The organism is Phenylobacterium sp. P4_E10, assembly GCF_056401675.1.
In genome coordinates, this window is the sequence record NZ_JBFUIW010000015.1 from 16,837 (window position 1) to 35,284 (window position 18,448).

At 67.9% G+C, this 18,448-nt stretch carries 19 protein-coding genes; 12 read left to right on the forward strand and 7 right to left on the reverse strand.

Annotated elements, in window-relative coordinates:
• Window positions 1–51: 51 nt before the first annotated feature.
• Window positions 52–1,263: a pentapeptide repeat-containing protein gene (locus AC1DQJ_RS16595; protein ID WP_477605266.1), complete on the forward strand. Its 1,212-nt coding sequence runs from the start codon at window positions 52–54 to the stop codon at window positions 1,261–1,263.
• Window positions 1,264–1,391: 128 nt separating this feature from the next.
• Here AC1DQJ_RS16595 and AC1DQJ_RS16600 read toward each other — a convergent pair whose 3' ends face one another.
• Window positions 1,392–2,252 carry a crotonase/enoyl-CoA hydratase family protein gene (locus AC1DQJ_RS16600; protein ID WP_477605268.1) on the reverse strand — a complete coding sequence of 287 codons (861 nt, stop codon included), beginning with the start codon at window positions 2,250–2,252 and terminating at the stop codon, window positions 1,392–1,394.
• Window positions 2,253–2,449: 197 nt separating this feature from the next.
• Window positions 2,450–3,082, reverse strand: coding sequence for a COQ9 family protein (locus AC1DQJ_RS16605; RefSeq protein WP_477605270.1), 633 nt, complete (start codon window positions 3,080–3,082; stop codon window positions 2,450–2,452).
• 177 nt (window positions 3,083–3,259) lie between these two features.
• On the opposite strand from AC1DQJ_RS16605, the gene rpsU reads away from it, so the two are divergent.
• The 4 genes from rpsU to AC1DQJ_RS16625 all read left to right on the forward strand — a co-directional run bounded on the left by rpsU (window position 3,260) and on the right by AC1DQJ_RS16625 (window position 7,616).
• Entirely contained in the window at window positions 3,260–3,493 is a 234-nt protein-coding gene (gene rpsU / locus AC1DQJ_RS16610; RefSeq protein WP_068874644.1) for a 30S ribosomal protein S21, read from the forward strand.
• A gap of 192 nt (window positions 3,494–3,685) precedes the next feature.
• Window positions 3,686–5,563 carry an ATP-dependent zinc metalloprotease FtsH gene (gene ftsH / locus AC1DQJ_RS16615; protein WP_477605272.1) on the forward strand — a complete coding sequence of 626 codons (1,878 nt, stop codon included), beginning with the start codon at window positions 3,686–3,688 and terminating at the stop codon, window positions 5,561–5,563.
• Between the two features lie 86 nt (window positions 5,564–5,649).
• Window positions 5,650–6,462 (forward strand): dihydropteroate synthase, encoded by an 813-nt coding sequence (gene folP, locus AC1DQJ_RS16620; RefSeq protein WP_477605274.1) that lies wholly within the window; start codon window positions 5,650–5,652, stop codon window positions 6,460–6,462.
• Between the two features lie 65 nt (window positions 6,463–6,527).
• Window positions 6,528–7,616 (forward strand): alpha/beta fold hydrolase, encoded by a 1,089-nt coding sequence (locus AC1DQJ_RS16625; RefSeq protein WP_477605276.1) that lies wholly within the window; start codon window positions 6,528–6,530, stop codon window positions 7,614–7,616.
• Here the strand turns inward: AC1DQJ_RS16625 and AC1DQJ_RS16630 are convergent.
• A complete protein-coding gene (locus AC1DQJ_RS16630) occupies window positions 7,613–8,350 on the reverse strand; it encodes an SDR family oxidoreductase (protein WP_477605278.1) in 738 nt (245 codons plus the stop codon). The genes AC1DQJ_RS16625 and AC1DQJ_RS16630 overlap by 4 nt on opposite strands.
• 107 nt (window positions 8,351–8,457) lie before the next feature.
• Between AC1DQJ_RS16630 and thiD the strand changes: the two genes are divergently transcribed.
• On the forward strand, window positions 8,458–9,261 hold the full coding sequence (gene thiD, locus AC1DQJ_RS16635; protein WP_477605280.1) for a bifunctional hydroxymethylpyrimidine kinase/phosphomethylpyrimidine kinase: 804 nt from the start codon (window positions 8,458–8,460) through the stop codon (window positions 9,259–9,261).
• On the forward strand, window positions 9,258–9,830 hold the full coding sequence (locus AC1DQJ_RS16640; protein ID WP_477605281.1) for a nucleotidyltransferase family protein: 573 nt from the start codon (window positions 9,258–9,260) through the stop codon (window positions 9,828–9,830). Before thiD ends, AC1DQJ_RS16640 begins: the two co-directional genes overlap by 4 nt.
• Here the strand turns inward: AC1DQJ_RS16640 and AC1DQJ_RS16645 are convergent.
• The 3 genes from AC1DQJ_RS16645 to AC1DQJ_RS16655 form a co-directional block, all read right to left on the reverse strand.
• Window positions 9,827–10,270 carry a GNAT family N-acetyltransferase gene (locus tag AC1DQJ_RS16645; protein ID WP_477605283.1) on the reverse strand — a complete coding sequence of 148 codons (444 nt, stop codon included), beginning with the start codon at window positions 10,268–10,270 and terminating at the stop codon, window positions 9,827–9,829. The two genes, AC1DQJ_RS16640 and AC1DQJ_RS16645, sit on opposite strands and share 4 nt — an antisense overlap.
• 98 nt (window positions 10,271–10,368) lie before the next feature.
• Window positions 10,369–10,962 carry a hypothetical protein gene (locus AC1DQJ_RS16650; RefSeq protein WP_477605285.1) on the reverse strand — a complete coding sequence of 198 codons (594 nt, stop codon included), beginning with the start codon at window positions 10,960–10,962 and terminating at the stop codon, window positions 10,369–10,371.
• A 125-nt stretch (window positions 10,963–11,087) separates the two neighbouring features.
• Window positions 11,088–12,980, reverse strand: a complete 1,893-nt coding sequence (locus AC1DQJ_RS16655; protein WP_477605287.1) for an ATP-binding protein — start codon at window positions 12,978–12,980, stop codon at window positions 11,088–11,090.
• Between the two features lie 217 nt (window positions 12,981–13,197).
• Here AC1DQJ_RS16655 and AC1DQJ_RS16660 point away from each other — a divergent pair, with 217 nt between their 5' ends.
• A complete protein-coding gene (locus tag AC1DQJ_RS16660; protein ID WP_477605289.1) occupies window positions 13,198–13,533 on the forward strand; it encodes a hypothetical protein in 336 nt (111 codons plus the stop codon).
• 66 nt (window positions 13,534–13,599) lie between these two features.
• Window positions 13,600–14,067 (forward strand): hypothetical protein, encoded by a 468-nt coding sequence (locus tag AC1DQJ_RS16665; protein ID WP_477605291.1) that lies wholly within the window; start codon window positions 13,600–13,602, stop codon window positions 14,065–14,067.
• Here AC1DQJ_RS16665 and AC1DQJ_RS16670 read toward each other — a convergent pair.
• Window positions 14,064–14,951 (reverse strand): DMT family transporter, encoded by an 888-nt coding sequence (locus tag AC1DQJ_RS16670; RefSeq protein WP_477605293.1) that lies wholly within the window; start codon window positions 14,949–14,951, stop codon window positions 14,064–14,066. The genes AC1DQJ_RS16665 and AC1DQJ_RS16670 overlap by 4 nt on opposite strands.
• Before the next feature lie 173 nt (window positions 14,952–15,124).
• On the opposite strand from AC1DQJ_RS16670, the gene AC1DQJ_RS16675 reads away from it, so the two are divergent.
• From AC1DQJ_RS16675 to AC1DQJ_RS16685, 3 genes are all read left to right on the forward strand, one after another.
• Window positions 15,125–16,294: a phosphoserine transaminase gene (locus AC1DQJ_RS16675; protein WP_477605295.1), complete on the forward strand. Its 1,170-nt coding sequence runs from the start codon at window positions 15,125–15,127 to the stop codon at window positions 16,292–16,294.
• Between the two features lie 76 nt (window positions 16,295–16,370).
• Window positions 16,371–17,951 (forward strand): phosphoglycerate dehydrogenase, encoded by a 1,581-nt coding sequence (gene serA, locus AC1DQJ_RS16680; protein ID WP_477605401.1) that lies wholly within the window; start codon window positions 16,371–16,373, stop codon window positions 17,949–17,951.
• Window positions 17,952–18,055: 104 nt separating this feature from the next.
• On the forward strand, window positions 18,056–18,442 hold the full coding sequence (locus tag AC1DQJ_RS16685; RefSeq protein ID WP_477605297.1) for an MmcQ/YjbR family DNA-binding protein: 387 nt from the start codon (window positions 18,056–18,058) through the stop codon (window positions 18,440–18,442).
• Window positions 18,443–18,448: the final 6 nt, after the last annotated feature.

The window sequence follows — 18,448 nt, forward strand, 5'->3', positions numbered from 1 at the left end:
CTTAAGCGCGATGCGCCAGACTGCTGCCTTTCGTAGTTGAAACTGGTGCGAATGACCGCAGTCGCCAATCTCTTCCGGCCGTTGGAGCCCCAGGCGTTGCGACAGATCCTGGAGGGTCATCGCCGCTATCTGGCTCACCGCACCGGGGGCCGGCGGGCGAACCTGACCTATGCGGACCTGTCCTGCTTCAAGCTGGACGGCATCGATCTGCGCGAGGCCGACCTGACCGGCGCGCGCCTGTCCGGGGCGATGCTCTCGGACGCCAAGCTGGCGGGAGCGGTGCTGTTCGGCGCCGACCTGCGCGACACCGACATGCGGCGCGCCGACCTCTCCAAGGCCGACCTTCGGGGCGCCTCGCTGCGCGGGGCCAACCTCGCCGGGGCCAACCTGGCGGGCTGCGACCTGCGCGAAGGCCGCATCGCCCTGCAGGACCGCAACGAGGGCTTCCGCTATCTCGATCACGCCGGCGGCCCGGGCGAGCTGAACTTCGCCGTCCTGGCGGGGGCCGACCTCACCGGCGCCCAGATGACCGGCGCCTCGGCGCTGGCCACCGACTTCACCGACGCCAACCTGACCGACGCCCAGCTCGGCGGGGCGCGCCTGATCAAGGCCAAGCTGGACGGCGCCAACCTCACCGGGGCCGACGTGGCCGGGGCCGACCTCTCGGGCGCCTCGCTGCGCCGGGCCATCCTGATCCGCGTCGACTTCAGCTTCGCCACGGTGGAAGGGGCCGACCTCTCCGACGTGCTGCGCGCGCCGCCGGCGGTGGTCTATGTCGAGGATCGGCCCCTGGCCCAGGTGCTCGCCGCCCACCAGGCGTTCTGCGACAGCCAGGGTGCGAGCGGTGCGCCGGCCCGCCTGTCCGGCGTCGACTTCCGGCCGCTGCGCTCGCTCAAGCGCCGCAAGCTCTCGGGCCTGATCGCCCCAGGCTCGATCTTCTTCGGCCTCGATATGGAAGGCGTGGAACTGCAGGGCGCGGACCTGTCGCGCTGCGATCTGCGCGGGGCCAACCTGCGCATGGCCGACCTGCGCGGCGCCAAGCTGATCGACGCCCAGCTGACCCGGATCGACCTCCGCGGCGCCCTGCTGGGCCCGCTGGAGATCGGCGTCGGCCGCTTCATGCGCACGGACTTCTCCCGCGCCAACCTGCGCCACGGCGACCTGCGCAAGGCCTATGCGGTCAAGGCCCGCTTCCTGGAAGCCGACCTCTCCGACGCCAAGCTCGACGACTGCGTCCTCACCGGCGCCGAACTGGAGGTCTAGTCCTTCAGTTGCTCCCCCGCTGGGGGAGCTGTCAGCCGAATGGCTGACTGAGGGGGATTGCTGACTCAGCAGGCCCCCTCCGTCGCGCCTCGCGCGTCACCTCCCCCAGAGAGGGAGGATCTAAAGCCCTACATCTCGTGCCGCAGCGGCTGCAGGCCCTGCCATTCCGGTTCGCGCTTCTCGGACTTGGCCTTGAAGGCCTCGCCCATGTGCGCGCCCGAGAACATCCCGGTCTGCCAGACGGCGATGTAGTCCAGGCCGTCCTTGATGGTGTGGTCGCGGGCGTAGTTGATCATCACCTTCGACCCCGTCACGGCCAGCGGCGCCTTGGCGGCGATCTCATGGGCGGTGGCCAGGGCGTGGGCGACGCATTCCTCGTGGGTCGGCAGCACCTCGTTGACCCAGCCGATCTCCTTGGCCTTGGCCGCAGGCATCCGCCGGCCGGTATAGGCCATCTCGCGCACCCAGCCCTCGGGGATCAGCTTGCACAGCCGCGGGAAGGTTCCGACGTCGGCGGTCATGCCGATGTTGATCTCCTGGATGCAGAAGAACGCGTCGGCGCTGGCGTAGCGGATGTCGCAGGCGCTGGTCATGTCGACCGCCCCGCCGATGCAGCCGCCCTGGATGGCGACGATCACCGGAATGCGCGCGTCGTCCAGACAGCCGAAGCAGTCCTGCAGCCACAGGATATGATGGCGCTGCTGCTCGGCGTTGATGTGCCGGTCCTGGTTCTGGTTCTGCGAGGTCGAGCCGCCGCCGCCGAACACCGCCAGGTCCATGCCGGCGCTGAAGTGCTTGCCGGTCGAGGAGATCACGATCGCCCGGGCGCGGGCGTTGTGGTCGATGTCCTTCACGATCACCGGCAGTTCGTTCCAGAACTCGCGGACCATCGAGTTCATCGCCTCGGGGCGCTTGAGCTGGATGTGGGCGACGTGGCCGTCCAGGCTGACGTCGAAACAGGTCCACTCGGTCGAAAAGGCGTCGGTCATTTGACTGCTCCCTGGGCTTTGTCGCGCAGCATATCGCGCGCGACGCTAGGGAAAGGAATGATTGAACTAGATGCTCCCCCGCTGGGGGAGTTGTCGGCCGCAGGGCCGACTGAGGGGGACTTTGAGTCCCGAGTTCTGAGCTGACCCCTCCGCCTCGCCTGTGGCGAGCCACCTCCCCAAAGGGGGAGATCTACACCTCACCCGTAGCGCATCTTGCCCAGCGCCGCGGCCACGTCGCGCAGCAGTTCGGAGGGCTTCAGGCCGGCCTTCCACTTCTCGAAGGCCATGACGTTCTCGATGCGCGCATCGACGAAGGCGACCGCGTCGTCGCGTCCGGACTGAAGCCGGATCGCCGTGGCGCTGGCGAGGATCCCCGAGAGGATGGCCCGCTTGGAATAGTGGTTCTCGTCGGTGGCGGTGTCGCCGGCCCAGCGCCACAGCTGGTCGGCGCTCTCCCACAGCAGGCGCAGCGCCAACGGCAGATGCATCGGCAGGGCGAGGAAACCTGCCCATCTGCCGACAGCGGCCCCATCCTCGGCCGCGGCGTCGATGCGGGCGAGCACGGCGGCGCGGATCCGCTCGCGGATCTTCAAGGACGCGGGGTCGGGCAGGGCGGCCAGGGCGCGGGCGTCGTGACGCCTTGCCAGCAAGGCGGCGAGGTCACGCGGACCATGCGGCAGCAGCAGCTCCACGTCGGCCGCCGACAGGCCCGCGGCTTCGCCGGCGGCCTTCACCGTCGGCCAGGTCCAGCCGCGATCGGCAGCTATCTGCAAGGCGGCGTCCAAAACCTGCTGTTCAGCGGCCTGCGCCCAGTCGTCTACATTCGCCATGGCGGCATCTTAGCGGGCGTTTTTCCGGCTGTCCGCCGTGGACATCGCCCTGGGGTTCTGCTATCCCGCCGCGCTCAAACCCGAAGGTCATGTGCCTGCGGGTGCACAGCTTTTGTCCGTTCGCCGCCGCCTGATGTCAGGAGGGCCGAGCGGGAACGGGTGATAGGAGAGAGACCTCTGGTTCAGATTTTCGTCCGCGACAACAACGTCGATCAGGCCCTCAAGGCGCTGAAGAAGAAGATGCAGCGCGAGGGCTCGTTCCGCGAAATGAAGCGGCACGTGCACTATGAAAAGCCGAGCGAAAAGCGCGCTCGCCAGAAGGCCGAAGCCGTGCGCCGCGCGCGCAAGCTGGCCCGCAAGCGCGCTCAGCGTGAAGGCCTGATCGCCGCGCCGAAGAAGCCGACGCGGTAAATATTAAGGCCTAGAGCCTAATGTGGGGGGCCGCGCGGGAGACCGCGCGGCCCTTTGCGTATCTGGAACCTGGCCCGGCCAAGCTAGTTCAACGAACCGCGATATTCGGTCGCGCGGCACGAGGCTTGCTAGTTCCGGGGGGCACTCCCACGTATTGTGGGCATTGAGAGACACTTTTCACGAAGGCGCGTCATGAACCTGCGTAATCTCGCCATCTGGGGCGTCATTGTCGTCGTTCTCATCGGCCTCTACAGCATGATGACCGGCGGCAGCCAGGCGGCCGGCGCCTCGGGCCAGATCTCCTACTCACAACTGCTGAGCAAGGTGAGCGCTGGCGAGGTGAAGGCGGCGACATTCCGTGGCACGGCCATCGAGGTGAAGGACACCTCGGGCAAGTCGTTCACGGCCCTGACCCCGAACAATCAAGACGACCTGATCAAGCGCCTGGAAGGGCAAGGCGCGGACATCAATGTGAAGTCCGCCGGGGGCGGCCTGCTGGGCCTGTTCCTGAACAGCCTGCCGATCCTGCTGCTGATCGGCGTCTGGATCTTCTTCATGCGTCAGATGCAGGGCGGCGCCCGCGGCGCCATGGGCTTTGGCAAGTCCAAGGCCAAGATGCTGACCGAAAACAAGAACCGCGTGACCTTCGACGACGTCGCCGGCGTCGACGAGGCCAAGGAAGAGCTGTCGGAAATCGTCGACTTCCTGAAGGACCCGCAGAAGTTCCAGCGTCTGGGCGGCAAGATCCCGAAGGGCGCCCTGATGGTCGGTCCTCCCGGTACGGGTAAGACCCTGCTGGGCCGGGCCGTCGCGGGCGAGGCCGGCGTGCCGTTCTTCTACATCTCCGGCTCGGACTTCGTTGAAATGTTCGTCGGCGTCGGCGCGAGCCGCGTGCGCGACATGTTCGAGCAGGCCAAGAAGAACAGCCCCTGCATCATCTTCATCGACGAAATCGACGCCGTCGGCCGCCATCGTGGCGCGGGCCTCGGCGGCGGCAACGACGAGCGCGAGCAGACCCTCAACCAGCTGCTGGTCGAGATGGACGGCTTCGACCCGTCGGAAGCGATCATCGTCATCGCCTCGACCAACCGTCCGGACGTCCTGGACCCGGCCCTGCTGCGTCCCGGCCGCTTCGACCGCCAGGTCGTCGTGCCGAACCCGGACATCGGCGGCCGCGAGCGGATCCTGCGCGTGCACATGAAGAACGTGCCGCTGGCCGCCGACGTCGAGGTCAAGACCATCGCTCGCGGCACCCCGGGTTTCTCCGGCGCCGACCTGGCCAACCTGGTCAACGAAGCCGCCCTGATGGCCGCGCGCAAGAACCGCCGCATGGTCACCCAGCGCGACTTCGAGGACGCCAAGGACAAGGTCATGATGGGCGCCGAGCGCAAGTCCATGGCCATGACCGAGGACGAAAAGCGGCTGACTGCCTACCACGAAGGCGGCCACGCCCTGATCGCCCTGAACGTCCCGGCCACCGACCCGGTGCACAAGGCCACGATCATCCCGCGCGGCCGCGCCCTGGGCATGGTCATGCAGCTGCCGGAGCGCGACCAGCTCTCCATGTCCTACGAGCAGATGACCTCGCGTCTGGCCATCCTGATGGGCGGCCGGATGGCCGAGGAGCTGATCTTCGGCAAGGACAAGATCACCTCGGGCGCCTCGTCCGACATCGATCAGGCGACCAAGCTGGCCCGCGCCATGGTCACCAAGTGGGGCTTCTCCGACAAGCTCGGCGTGGTGTCCTACGGTGAGAACCAGGACGAGGTCTTCCTCGGCCACTCGGTCTCGCGGACCCAGTCGGTGTCGGAAGAAACCGCCAACACGATCGACGCCGAGGTGAAGCGTCTGGTCCAGGGCGGCTTCGACGAGGCCCGCCGGATCCTGACCGAGAAGATGGACGACCTGCACACCCTGGCCAAGGCTCTGCTCGAGTATGAGACCCTGTCAGGCGACGAGATCATCAATGCGCTGAAGGGCGTGCCCCCGATCCGCGACGACGCCGATTCCAAGCGGCCTTCGGGCCCCTCGGTCTCGGTGCCGATCTCGCCGCGGCCCGAACCGGCCTAGAGCCAGTCACCAGAACCTAACTTGACGCCCTCCCGGCCCCGCGCCAGGAGGGCGTCTTGCTGTTCGGCCGCAGGAAAGGCTCGACCATGTCCGGCTCCGTGAAGGTGATGGGGATCGTCAATGTCACGCCCGACAGCTTCTCGGACGGCGGGAGATACCTGGATCCCGAAGCGGCCCTGGTCCATGCCCGGCGGCTGATCGCCGAGGGGGCCGACATCCTCGACATCGGCGCGGAATCCACCCGGCCGGGCGCCGAGCCGGTCCCGGCCGCCGAGGAGATCGCCCGGGCTGTCCCGCTGATCGAGGCGATCCGCGCGCAGAGCGACATCGCCATCTCCATCGACACCATGAAGCCCCAGGTCGCCCGCGCTGCGGTCGAGGCCGGCGCCTCCATGTGGAACGACGTCGCCGCCCTGGGCTATTCCGCCGACGCTCCGGTCATGGCCGCCGAACTGGGCTGCGAAGTGGTGCTGATGCACATGCGCGGGGAGCCGGGCACGATGCAGGCCGACCCGCACTATGACGACGTCGTCGCCGAGGTCTGCGCCTTCCTGGCCGATCGCGCCGACGCCGCCATCAACGCGGGCGTCGCCTACGAGAAGATCTGGCTCGATCCGGGCATCGGCTTCGGCAAGCGGCTGGAGCACAATCTCGCCCTGCTGGCCAACATCGACCGCATCGTCGGCCTCGGCTTCCGGGTGTTGCTGGGCGTCAGCCGCAAGCGCTTCATCGCCGGCCTCGACCCGGTCGGCGGCGCGGCGCTCGACGGACGCCTGGCCGGCTCGTTGGCCGCGGCCCTGGCGGGGGTCGACGCCGGCGCCACCGCCCTGCGCGTCCACGACGTCGCCGAGACGGTTCAGGCCCTGAAGGTCTGGCACGCGATCCGGACGCCCAGCTAGGCTTGGCGCCTCGCCGGCTGCAGCGTACTCAGCCAGTACGGACGCCGTCGGGCGGAGGGGGAATGATGAAGACCTGGATCGCGGGCGCGCTTGGCGCCCTGGCGCTGGCCGCGGCGGGCGCCGCGCAAGCCGCATCGCCGTTCGACGCAGCCGTGACCCAGGGCGACTTCGCCGTCCCCGACTTCAAGTTCCGCTCGGGCGAAACCCTGCCCAGCCTGAAGCTGCACTACCGCACCCTGGGCAAGCCGGTGCGCGACGCCCAGGGCCGAGTGACCAATGCGGTCATGGTTCTGCACGGCACCGGCGGTTCAGGCGCCCAGTTCCTGTCGCCGCAATTCGCCGAAGAGCTCTACGGCCCCGGCCAGCCGCTCGACATCACCCGCTACTACGTGATCCTGCCGGACGGCATCGGCCACGGGCAGTCGTCCAAGCCCAGCGACGGCCTCCGCGCCAAGTTCCCGCACTACGACTATGACGACATGGTCGAGGCCCAGCGGCGGCTGCTGGTCGATGGGCTGAAGGTCGACCGCCTGCGCCTGCTGATGGGCACGTCGATGGGCTGCATGCACGGCTTCGTCTGGGCCGAGGCCCATCCGGACTTCGCCAAGGCGATCATGCCGCTCGCCTGCCTGCCGGTGCAGATCGCCGGGATGAACCGCTATTGGCGCACGGCGGCGATCGAGACGATCAAGGCCGATCCGGCCTGGCAGGGCGGCGACTACCCGTCCCAGCCGGTCATCGGCCTGCGCGGGGCGGTGAACCTGGTGCTGCTGATGGGCGCCGCGCCCCAGGCCTGGCAGGCCCAGGCGCCGACGCGCGAAGCCTCCGAGGCGATGTACAAGGCGCGGATCGCGTCGGACCTGCCCACCCGCGACGCCAACGACCTGCTCTATCAGCTCGACGCCTCGCGGACCTACGACCCGTCGAAGGGGTTGGAGGCGATCACCGCGCCGATCACCTGGGTGAACTCGACCGACGACCTGATCAACCCGCCGGACCTCGGCATCGCCGAGCCGGCCGCCAAGCGGCTGAAGAACGGCAAGTTCGTGCTGATCCAGGCGACTCCCCAAACGCGCGGCCACGGCACGCACACGGCTGCGAAGTTCTGGAAGCAGGACCTGATCGAGCTGCTGGCCCGCTCGGAGACGCGCTAGCCCCGTCCGACAAATGGCATCTTGGTCGCCATGACGGTCATGAACTGGACGTTGGCGTCCAGCGGCAGTCCGGCCATGAAGACCACGGCGCCGGCCACCGCCTTGACGTCCATCACCGGTTCGACGGCCATCGAGCCGTCGGCCTGCGGAACGCCGGCGGACATGCGCGCGGTCATCTCGGTGGCCGCGTTGCCGATGTCGATCTGGCCGCAGGCGATGTCGTAAGCGCGGCCGTCCAGCGAGGTCGAGCGGGTCAGGCCGGTGATCGCGTGCTTGGTCGCGGTGTAGGCCACCGACCTCGGCCGCGGCGCATGGGCGGAGATTGAGCCGTTGTTGATGATCCTGCCGCCGCGCGGATCTTGATCCTTCATCAGCCGAAACGCGCCCTGGGTGCAGAGGAAAGCGCCGGTCAGGTTGACGTCGACCACGCGTTTCCAGGCCTCGAGGCTGAGGTCTTCCAGCGGAACCGGCGGGGCGCCGGTCCCGGCGTTGTTGAACAGCACGTCCAGCCGCCCGAAGCGTAGCTTCACCGCGTCGAACACCCCACGCGCCTGGCCCTCGTCGGACACGTCGGCGGGCAGGACCAGGGTTTCGCCGACGGCGGCCGTCGCCGTCTCGGTCAGGTTTGCCGCGCGGCGGCCGACCAGGGCCACCTTGTAGCCAGCTTGGCTGAGGGCCAGGGCGCTGGCGCGGCCGATTCCGGAGCCGGCTCCGGTGACGAGGGCGATCTTCATAGCGCCCAGCTTATGCAGCCCTGACCCCGACGGGAAGCGGCGCCTTTTGCAGTGGATACGTCGCAAATCCCGATGCATTCGTGCGAGCGGCGCGCTACCTCGACAGCATGAGCGATCACAAGGGACGCGTCCTGATCATCGCCGGCTCCGATTCCGGCGGCGGCGCGGGCATCCAGGCCGACATCAAGACCGTGACCATGCTGGGCGGCTATGCGGCCACGGCGATCACGGCCGTCACCGTCCAGAACACCCTGGGCGTCACCGGCGTCCATCCGATTCCGCTGCAGGTGGTCGAGGCCCAGGCCCGCGCCGTGCTGGACGATATCGGCGCCGACGCCATCAAGACCGGCATGCTGGGCGACACCGGCATGGTCGAGACCGTGGCGCGCATTCTCGACTCCAGCAGCGCTCCGGCCGTCGTCGATCCGGTGATGGTCGCCAAGGGCGGCTCCAGCCTGCTGGCGCCCGAGGCGGTCAAGGCCGTGCGCGCCCTGATGATCCCGCGCGCGGCTCTGCTGACCCCCAACGCCCCGGAGGCGCAGGCGCTGACCGGTCTGGCCGTCGAGAGCCTGGACGACCAGCGGCGGGCGGGCGAGGCGCTGCTGGCGCTCGGCGCCAAGGCGGTGCTGATGAAGGGCGGCCACGTGCCCGGCGAAACCGTCACCGACCTGCTGCTGACCGCCGACGGCGAAACCACGTTCGAGGGCGAGCGCCTGCACACCCGCCATACTCACGGCACCGGCTGCACCCTGGCCTCGGCCTGCGCGACTGGCCTGGCGCAGGGCCTGCCGTTGACGGAGGCGGTGGCCCGCGCCTGGGCCTATGTGCACGAGGCCATGCGCCAGGCGCCGGGCCTGGGCGCCGGCCATGGCCCGCTTGGACACAATTGGCCTCTGAGGAATCTGAGATGAGCGGCGATCATACTGTTCGGCTGGAAGAGATCGTCCGCGCCACCCCAAGCCTGATGCATGTGCTGACCGCGGCCCGCGATCTGGCGCTGCCCGACTGGCTGATCTTCTCCGGCGCGGTCTACCAGCCGGTGCTTAATCACCTGACCGGACGCGATCCCGACTACGGGATCAAGGACTACGACATCGGCTACTTCGACCCTGACACCACCTACGAGGCCGAGGACGTGGTGATCCGCCGGGTCGCTGACGCCTTCGAGCCGCCGTTCAAGGAGATGGTCGAGGTCCGCAATCAGGCCCGTGTCCATCTCTGGTTCGAGGGCAAGTTCGGCGAGCCATATGAGCCGCTGAGCTCCAGCGCCGAGGCCCTGACCCGCTTCACCTCTACGATATTCGCGGTGGGGCTGCGGCTGGAGGCGGATGACGCCCTGACGATCCACGCCCCGTTCGGCCTGGAGGATCTGTTCGCCATGCGCCTGCGGCCCAATCCGGTCCGCCGGACCGGCGGCTACGCGCGGACGGCCGAGGCCGCCCGCCAGCGCTGGCCCGAACTGACGGTGCTGCCGGCTTAGAGGTAGCCGGGGCCGCGGATCTCCATCCAGCGGTCGGGGGCGGTCAGCGGAACGAAGCCGAACTGCGCATAGAGGCCGTGAGCGTCGCGGGTCGCCAGATGGGTGCGCCGGAAGCCCTGAAGGTCGGGATGGCCGCGCAGATAGCCGACCAGCTGCTTGCCAAGGCCCGTGCTGCGCGCCGCTTCATCAACAAACACGTCGCAAATCCAGCCGAAGGTCGCGCGGTCGGTGACCACCCGCGCCATGCCGAGCATCCGTCCGTCGGCATTGTACGCACCAATGGTGAGGCTGTTCTCGACCGCCTTGCGGAAGGTCTCCAGGGGGATGCCTTGCGCCCAGTAGCTCTCGACCGAGATCCAGTGGTGGGCGCGGGCCAGGTCGAAGCGGGCGGGATCATCGCTGATCGTCATGCCGTCGTCGTGGGTGAGCTGATGAACCATGGCGGCAGTCTCGTCCACCCGCGGCGACGGTCAAGCTCGCAGCAGAAAGGGGCGGCCCGGCTGGACCGCCCCTTCCCGCTCTCCTCGGCTACCCGATGTTAGCGGGGGCCGTAGCCGTAGCTGTAGCGGTCACGGTCGCTACGCTCCGAGCGGATGCGGTCTGACAGGACGTCAAAGCGACGATCGAGGTCAGCGCGTTCCCACTGCGACAGGCCGCCCGCCCGGTAGCGGGTCTCCAGGCGCGCGATGGTCTGGAACTCGCCGCGCAAGCGGAGGGCCTCCTGACGGGTCAACTGACCCGAGCGCAGACCCTGGTCGATGCGTCGGTCGAGCTGGGCCCGGCGCTGGTTGATGTCCATCCAGCCAGCGGGGCTCCAACGATCGTCGCGGTCGTAGCGGATACGCGTAGAGATGCTGTCGAAGCGGCGATCGAGGTCCTGGCGCTCCCATTGCGACAGGCCGTCGGCCCGGTATCGCATCTCCAGGTCGGCCACCGCGCGGTATTCGGCGCGCAGGTTGGCGGCTTCGCCGCGGGTCAGCTCGCCCGAACGCAATCCGGCGTCGATGCCGGCGTCGAGATTGGCCTGACGCTGGTTGATCGAGGCCCACGACTGCGCCGAGGCGGCGCCGGCCGTCAGGGCCAGGGTGGAGGCGGCAGCGGCGGCGGCGATGAGAGTGATCTTGTTCTTCATGGTTTCTCTCCTTGTCTTTCGACTGGAGCCTCAGAAAACCATGCGGGCTCTGACCTGAACCTGAGCCTGTCGTTGTTTTAGGTTCATGGAACCAAGCGCCGCTTTAGCGAACGCTCAAGCTTCGGCTAGGCGGCGGCCGCGGCCGATCCGGAAGTCGCCGCCTCGGTCAGGGCGCGGCTGATGGCCTCGTAGAGCTTGGCGATCTCGATGGGCTTGGCCACGTGCCCGTCCATGCCAGCGGCGAGATATTCCTCGACCTGGTGCGACAGGGCGTTGGCGGTGAGCGCGACGATCGGGGTCCGCTGGCGACCGCTTTCCTGCTCGGCCGAGCGGATCGCCCGGGCCGAGTCGATGCCGTCCATCACCGGCATCTGAATGTCCATGAGGATCAGGTCGTAGGCTCCGTCGCGCCAGGCGTCGAACGCCAGCTTGCCGTTGGCCACGATGTCGATGTCGATGCCCAGCGAACCCATGACCGCGGCCAGCACCTGCTGGTTGGTCGGGTTGTCCTCGGCCGCCAGCAGGCGCAGGGCGCCTTCTTCGGCCCCCTCGGCGACCTGCGGCTGGATCGCCTCGCTGGCGGTCAGCTCGCCCCGTTCCAGCGGCAGTTCGACGATAAACACCGAACCCTCGCCCTCGCGGCTCTCGACGCTGATCACGCCGCCCATCATCTGGGTCAGCTCGCGGCAGATCGCCAGCCCAAGGCCGGTGCCGCCGAAGCGGCGGGTGGCCGTGTTGTCGGCCTGGGTGAACTTCTCGAAGAGGCTGGCCTGCTTCTCGGCGGCGATGCCGACACCCGTGTCGCGGATGCTCAGCCGCAGGGCGCCGGACTCCGGGGCCACGTCGAACTGGGCGCTGACGCCGCCCTGAAGCGTGAACTTGACGGCGTTTGACAGCAGGTTGCCGACAATCTGGCGAATACGGTCGGCGTCGCCGCGCCAGGCGCCGCGGGCTTCCTCGGCGACCTCGACCTTGAAGTCCAGGCCCTTGCCCTGAGCGATCACCGTAAAGGACTCGCGGGTCGGGGCGACGGCGCTTTCCAGGTCGAAATCATCGACCAGCAGGGTCAGCTTGCCGGCCTCGATCTTGGACAGGTCCAGCACGTCGTTGAGCACGGCCAGCAGCAGGCCGCCCGACTGGCGGATCACGTCCAGCCGCTCGCGCTGCACCGGGGCCAGGTCGCCCATCGACATGACTTCGGCCATGGCCAGCACGCCGTTCAGCGGGGTGCGGATTTCGTGGCTCATATTGGCCAGGAACTGCGACTTCAGCACGTTGGCGGCGTTGGCCGCGTCGCGCGCTTCGACCAGCTCGCGCAGGGTCCGCTGCAGCGCCTGCTCGCGCTCGTCCAACTTCGCCAATAGGTGGTTGAAGCTGTCGGTCAGGCTCCGGAACAGGGCGTCCTCGGCTTCAACCTCGACGGGCGAGAAGCGGCCGCTGGCGGCCACATCGTGCATCGCTTCTGAAAGCTTGAGCACGGGTGCAATCACCTTGGAGGCGAGTCCGCGAGCCAGGAACAGGGCGACGCCGATGCCGCCGAAGAACAGGGCGCCGGTCAGGGCGATGAACTGAGGAAGCAGAGCCGTAAGCGAGGGCGTCTCGAACGTCATGTCGAGTTCGCCGAGCTTTTGCCCGTTCGCCTTCATCGGCGTGCGAATGGTGTCGAGTTCGGCCTCGGTCGGGGCGCCGGGCCGGCGGTAGACGGCGAGCTCGCGTCCCGAAGCGTCCAGCAGCCGGGCCTGGGTGACGCTCAGGTCATTGGCGAGCGTAGCAATGGTAGCCCTTGCCTGGGCGACATCTCCGTCCACGACGGCGGTCGCGGCGCCGGCGGCGGTGATCTCCATCAGGGCCACGTGGGCCTGGTGGTTCTGCTCGCGGGCGACGGCCCATTGCTGAAGCATGAAGGTCAGGCAGGCGGCGACCAGCACGACAACGGTCGTGATCAAGGCCACGCCCGCAACGCGCGCGTGGAAGGTCACGTGGGGCCGTGGGCCCGAGTTGCGAGGCTGGTCAGTCATGTCCGCCCAAGCTTCCGTCGAGCGTCCGGTTTAGGCGAATTCTCCTAACGGTTCGCTTCTTTCGGCCTCGCCTGCGGCGCGAAGTGTTGCCTAGACGACACGGTTACAACCGTCGAGCGACAAAATCGTGGTTAACGGAACATGAATCTCCTAGGTGGAATTTAACCTCCGGTTTATCTTAATGTCGTTAGGGTTAATTTCCTCGGAGGGGTTCCCCATGGAAAAGGCGTTTGTGGCACAACGTGTCGCGACCAAGTTGTTCTCGACGGAAGCGGCGGTTGACCAGGCCATGGTCGAAGCCACTGAACTGCTGGCGGACCTGCTGAAGGCTCGCTCGGAAGTTAACGCCTCGCTCGTCTTCGCGGACGAGGTGCAGGTGAAGATGGTCGAAGCCATCAAGGCGCTGGGAGAAGCCCGGACCGCGATGGTGGGAGTCCACGGGGAGCTGGCGGAAGCCCAGCTGCGCCTCGGCATTCGCACGAAGCTCGGCTACCACGACAAGCCGGTCGTCATGCGCAAGCGCGACGTCACGGAAATGCGCGAAGTCGGCTAAGCTCGGCTTTGGTTGCAATAGTTTAACTGGTCCTGCGCCCCTAATCAGAGTTAGGGGCGCAGGATCATGCCGAACTCACCAATCGTAATCGCGCTGACGCTCCTCACCTTGGGGATCTGCCTGTTCGCCCTGTGGAAGGGCGGCCAGGCGGAACGTTTTGGCGCCGGACTGATCCTCACCAACGCGTTGCTCAGCACCGTTGGCGACCTTCTCTTCCCACATGCGGATCTCGCCATCCTCTGGCTGATCGCCGACGGCCTCACCGCCGTGGGCCTGCTTGTCGTGGCCGTGGTCTATGCGAGCTTCTGGCTGGGCGGCGTGATGTTGCTCTACGCCATCCTCTTCACCCTGCACTCGTTCTACTTCGTCACCGGGCGCGAGGTGGACCTGTTCCATGCACGCGTGAACAACGCCGACTTCCTGGGCATCAGCGTCTGTCTGGCGATCGGCACGATCATCGCCTGGCGCCGCCGCGTCGTCGCCCGCAAGGCAGCCGCCAAGGCCCAGGCTGCGCAAGTGACGCAAAGCGCCTAGGCGGCCGGGCGCCGCTCTAGCGTCGCCACCGCCACGCCGGCCAGGATCAGCGCCAGCGCCAGGAACGCGGTCCAGCTCGGTCGTTCGCCGAGGAAGGCGACGCCCAGCGCCGTCGCCCATAGCGGCGCCACATAGATCGACAGCGACACGAACAGCGGCCCGCGCCGCTGAATCAGGAACACCCAGCCGATCGTCGCCAGGCCGGCGGGAAACACCCCCTGGAAGATCACCGCCGCCAGGGCCGGCGCCGGCGGCCAGGGCGGCAGCGGGGCGAGCACGGTGGCCGCAAGCGTGGCGTAGATCGCGCCCCACAACGCCAGCATCAGCGCGCCGGCGGTGGCCGAAACCTGCGGCGCACGCTTGGTGATCACATTGGCCACCGCATAGAGGCCGGCCGCCGAGATCGCCGCGATCATCGCCAGGCTCTCGAGGTTGAACCCCGCCGCCAGCTTGGGAGCCAGAAGCGCGGCCAGTCCTGCAAAGCCCAGCAGGACGCCTCCGGCCCGCTGGCCGGTCAGCCGGTCGCCCGGAATGAACAGGTGGGCCAGCACCGCCGTGAAGATCGGCGAGGCCCCGTTGCACATGGCGTTCACCGCCGAGGGCAGGCTCTGGGCGGCGTAGGCGAACAGGATGAACGGCGCGGCCATGCCCACCAGGCCGGTGACCGCATAGAACCGCCAGGCCGGGTGGCTCAGCGGCGGCAGCGGTTGGCGCTGCGTGGCCAGCACCGTCGCCAGGGTGGCGACCGCGATCCAAAGTCGCAGGGCCGCGTTCCATGACGGACCGAGCGATTCCACCGCGATCTTCAGCGCCGCGAAGGCCGATCCCCAGGCGACGACGAGGAACGCCATCACCAGCCAGTCAACGGTTTGCGGGCGGTTCATGGCTCTTGCAGATCACGGCCGCAGCGGCTGGCCAAGCTGCATCCGGGCCGGCGCCGCTCAAATCGGGTTTCGAAAACTTTCACTTGCGCCCCGATCGAAACCGGAGTTTCTCCGCCGCGGGCCACACCCCCCCAACGGGGTGCTGCTCATCTGTAAGGATGGGAGACATCGATATGACGACCCTCGCCAAGCCGGCAATGCGTCCGGCTCGCCCCGAATTTTCTTCCGGCCCCTGCGCCAAGCGCCCTGGCTGGACCCCCGAAAATCTCCAGAACGCCGTCCTCGGCCGCTCGCACCGCTCCAAGCTGGGCAAGGCGCGCCTGCAGGAAGCGATCGACCGCACCCGTCAGGTGCTGGAGGTTCCGGAAGATTTCCTGATCGGCATCGTGCCCGGTTCGGACACCGGCGCCGTCGAGATGGCGATGTGGTCGATGCTGGGCGCGAGGCCGGTCCAGCTGCTGGCCTTCGAATCGTTCGGCAAGGATTGGGTCACCGACGTGACCAAGCAGCTGAAGCTGCCGGCCGAAGTGCTGGACGCCCCCTATGGCGAGCTGCCGGACCTGACCAAGGTCCGCAAGGACGCCGACCTGGTCTTCACCTGGAACGGCACCACCTCGGGCGTCCGCGTCCCGAACGCCGACTTCATCGCCGCCGACCGTGAAGGCATCACCATCTGCGACGCCACCAGCGCCGCCTTCGCCCAGGATCTCGACTGGGCCAAGCTCGATGTCGTCACCTTCTCCTGGCAGAAGGCGCTGGGCGGCGAGGGCGCGCACGGGATCCTGATCCTGTCGCCGCGCGCGGTCGAACGACTGGAAAGCTACACCCCGGCCTGGCCGATGCCGAAGCTGTTCCGGATGACCAAGGCCGGCAAGCTGGCCAAGGACATCTTCGAAGGCGCGACCATCAACACCCCGTCCATGCTCTGCGTGGAAGACGCCATCGACGCGCTGAAGTGGGGCGCCCAGATCGGCGGCCTGGTTGAAATGCAGCGCCGCGCCGACTCCAACCTGGCGGCCCTGGCCGACTGGGTCGCCAAGGCCGATTGGGTGGACTTCCTGGCCGCCGACCCGGCCACGCGGTCCAACACCTCGGTCTGCCTCAAGGTGGTCGACGCCCGCATCACCGCCCTGGCCGACGACGCTCAAGCCGACTTCGCCAAGAAGCTGGCCGCCGTCCTCGAGAAGGAAGGCGTGGCCCTGGACATCGGCGGCTACCGCGACGCTCCGGCCGGCCTGCGCATCTGGTGCGGCGCCACGGTCGAGACCTCCGACCTCGAGGCCCTGACCCCGTGGCTCGATTGGGCGTTCGCCTCGACCCTCGAGCAACTTCAAGCCGCCTAGGCCCTTCGCGTCCTCGCCACTCCACGCCCAAGAACCGCGTGGGGCCGAGGACGACTATCCCCATATCCGCAAGGAAATTCCCATGCCCCGCGTCCTTATCGCCGACAAGCTGAGCCCCGCCGCCATCGACATCTTCAAGCAACGCGGCGTCGACGCCGACGTGAAGACCGGCCTCTCGAAGGAAGAGCTGCTCAAGATCATCAACGACTATGACGGCCTGGCCGTCCGCTCGGCCACCAAGGCCGACAAGGACGTCATCGCCGCCGCCGGCAATCTGAAGGTCATCGGCCGCGCCGGCATCGGCGTGGACAATGTCGATATCCCCGCCGCGACCTCCAAGGGGATCGTGGTGATGAACACCCCGTTCGGCAACTCGATCACCACCGCCGAACACGCCATCGCCATGATGTTCGCCCTGGCCCGCCAGCTCCCCGCCGCCGACGTCTCGACCCAGGCCGGCAAGTGGGAGAAGAACCGCTTCATGGGCGTGGAGCTGTACGCCAAGACCCTCGGCCTGATCGGCGCCGGCAACATCGGCGGCATCGTCGCGGACCGCGCCAACGGCCTGAAGATGAAGGTCGTCGCCTACGACCCCTTCCTGTCGGCGGAGCGCGCCGTCGAGATCGGCGTCGAGAAGGTCGAGCTGGAAGAGCTGCTGGCCCGCGCCGACGTCATCACCCTGCACACCCCGCTGACCGAGAAGACCCGTAACATCCTGTCGGCCGAGAACCTGGCCAAGACCAAGAAGGGCGTGCTGATCGTCAACTGCGCGCGCGGCGGCCTGGTCGACGAAGCGGCTCTGCGCAAGGGCCTGGACGACGGCCACATCGGCGGCGCGGCCTTCGACGTGTTCGTCGAGGAACCGGCCAAGGACAACGTCCTGTTCGGCGCGGAGAACTTCATCGCCACCCCGCACCTTGGCGCCTCGACCCTGGAAGCTCAGGAGAACGTCGCCCTGCAGGTGGCCGAGCAGATGAGCGACTACCTGCTCACCGGCGCGGTCTCCAACGCGCTGAACAGCCCGTCGGTCACCGCCGACGAAGCGCCGAAGCTGAAGCCGTTCGTGGCCCTGGCCGAGCGCCTCGGCGCCTTCGCCGGCCAGATGGTCGACGTCGAGGTCAAAGCCGTGGACATCGCCTACGAGGGCGAAGTCGCCAACCTCAACACCCGTCCGCTGACCGCGGCCTCGCTGGCCGGCGTGCTGCGCCCGATGCTGGCCGAGGTGAACATGGTCTCGGCTCCGGCCGTGGCCAAGGAGCGCGGCATCACCGTCTCGGAAAGCAAGCAGGACGACAGCCCGATCTATGACAGCCTGGTGCGGATCACCGTCACCACGGCGCTGGGCAAGCGCTCGTTCGCCGGCACCGTGATGGCCGGCGCGCCGCGCATCATCGAGGTCAAGGGCATGGACCTGGACGCTCCCTTCGCTCAGACGATGCTCTATGTGAACAACCAGGATAAGCCGGGCTTCATCGGCGCCCTGGGCGCGCTGTTGGCGCAGGACGACGTCAACATCGCCACGTTCAACCTCGGCCGGGTCTCGGTCGGCGAGGACGCCATCGCCCTGGTCGGCGTCGACCAGGATCCGGGCGATGAGCTGGTCGCCAAGATCCGCGCTCTGCCGCACGTCAAGGAAGCCCGCACCCTGCGGTTCTAAGAAAGGCGCTGTCCTCCCTCGCGTTCCGCTAAATCCGGACGCGGGGGAGGGCGCACTTGCCCGCGGTTTCGGCCACGCGCACCGTGTCTCCATCCGGAGGCGCGATGACTCCCCACCAGCAAGCTGAAGCCGAGTTGACGGCCTATGGCCTGACACTGCCCGGCGCCGAAGTCGGCCGCGGCTGGCAGCTGACCCGCGCCATGTACGTGAACAGGAAGATGTTCGCCATCTTCGGCGAGAAGGCCGAGCCGCTCGACGCCCTGACCATCACGGTGAAATTGCCGATCTCGGCCGAGATGGTCGCTGACCTCGATTTCGTTCGCGAGAGCCGCGGCTGGTACAAGCAGCACGACTGGGTGATCGCCCATTTCGGCCCCGACGATGATATCCTCGCCGAGCTCGACACGCTGAGGGCTTGGCTCAAGCAGAGCTACATGGCCATCGCGCCGAAGAAGCTGAGCAAGTTGGTCGAGGTGGCGCCGCGAGCCTGAATGGCT

Bases quoted from the DNA above. Each gene is read 5' to 3' on its own strand.
- AC1DQJ_RS16655 (WP_477605287.1), bottom strand. From the start codon at position 12,980: ATGACTGACCAGCCTCGCAACTCGGGCCCACGGCCCCACGTGACCTTC.
- AC1DQJ_RS16600 (WP_477605268.1), bottom strand. From the start codon at position 2,252: ATGACCGACGCCTTTTCGACCGAGTGGACCTGTTTCGACGTCAGCCTG.
- AC1DQJ_RS16665 (WP_477605291.1), top strand. From the start codon at position 13,600: ATGCCGAACTCACCAATCGTAATCGCGCTGACGCTCCTCACCTTGGGG.
- AC1DQJ_RS16650 (WP_477605285.1), bottom strand. From the start codon at position 10,962: ATGAAGAACAAGATCACTCTCATCGCCGCCGCCGCTGCCGCCTCCACC.
- AC1DQJ_RS16660 (WP_477605289.1), top strand. From the start codon at position 13,198: ATGGAAAAGGCGTTTGTGGCACAACGTGTCGCGACCAAGTTGTTCTCG.
- AC1DQJ_RS16685 (WP_477605297.1), top strand. From the start codon at position 18,056: ATGACTCCCCACCAGCAAGCTGAAGCCGAGTTGACGGCCTATGGCCTG.
- thiD (WP_477605280.1), top strand. From the start codon at position 8,458: ATGAGCGATCACAAGGGACGCGTCCTGATCATCGCCGGCTCCGATTCC.
- AC1DQJ_RS16605 (WP_477605270.1), bottom strand. From the start codon at position 3,082: ATGGCGAATGTAGACGACTGGGCGCAGGCCGCTGAACAGCAGGTTTTG.
- folP (WP_477605274.1), top strand. From the start codon at position 5,650: ATGTCCGGCTCCGTGAAGGTGATGGGGATCGTCAATGTCACGCCCGAC.
- ftsH (WP_477605272.1), top strand. From the start codon at position 3,686: ATGAACCTGCGTAATCTCGCCATCTGGGGCGTCATTGTCGTCGTTCTC.
- AC1DQJ_RS16595 (WP_477605266.1), top strand. From the start codon at position 52: ATGACCGCAGTCGCCAATCTCTTCCGGCCGTTGGAGCCCCAGGCGTTG.
- AC1DQJ_RS16645 (WP_477605283.1), bottom strand. From the start codon at position 10,270: ATGGTTCATCAGCTCACCCACGACGACGGCATGACGATCAGCGATGAT.
- AC1DQJ_RS16625 (WP_477605276.1), top strand. From the start codon at position 6,528: ATGAAGACCTGGATCGCGGGCGCGCTTGGCGCCCTGGCGCTGGCCGCG.
- AC1DQJ_RS16670 (WP_477605293.1), bottom strand. From the start codon at position 14,951: ATGAACCGCCCGCAAACCGTTGACTGGCTGGTGATGGCGTTCCTCGTC.
- AC1DQJ_RS16630 (WP_477605278.1), bottom strand. From the start codon at position 8,350: ATGAAGATCGCCCTCGTCACCGGAGCCGGCTCCGGAATCGGCCGCGCC.
- AC1DQJ_RS16675 (WP_477605295.1), top strand. From the start codon at position 15,125: ATGACGACCCTCGCCAAGCCGGCAATGCGTCCGGCTCGCCCCGAATTT.
- AC1DQJ_RS16640 (WP_477605281.1), top strand. From the start codon at position 9,258: ATGAGCGGCGATCATACTGTTCGGCTGGAAGAGATCGTCCGCGCCACC.